This window comes from Streptomyces diastatochromogenes (assembly GCF_002242805.1).
In the GTDB taxonomy this organism is placed as follows: domain Bacteria; phylum Actinomycetota; class Actinomycetes; order Streptomycetales; family Streptomycetaceae; genus Streptomyces; species Streptomyces diastatochromogenes.
Window position 1 is genome coordinate 1 of the sequence record NZ_MCGQ01000217.1, and the last position, 227, is coordinate 227.

1 protein-coding gene is annotated in these 227 nt (G+C 71.8%); it reads left to right on the plus strand.

Going from position 1 to position 227, the window contains the following annotated elements; translation table 11 throughout:
• On the plus strand, positions 1-227 hold a 227-nt coding region (locus BEK98_RS49480), incomplete at both ends, for a hypothetical protein (RefSeq protein WP_167444476.1).

Here is a 227-nt window from a genome sequence, read left to right on the forward strand (position 1 = left end):
GCGCCGTGTCGCCCTGTACGGCATCCGGGAGGACACGCCGCTGTATCCACCCGGTGAGCTGATCCACTTCGACCCCTCCACGCCCCAGGCCTCCGGGTTCGGTTCCGGGCAGATGGTGCTGGAGGCCGACATGGGGGCGTTCACCGGCTGGCAGGCCCAGGCCCCCGACCGGGCTCGCCGGCTGGTGGCCTCCGGCATTCATTCCATGATCGCGGCTCCGCTGCGGG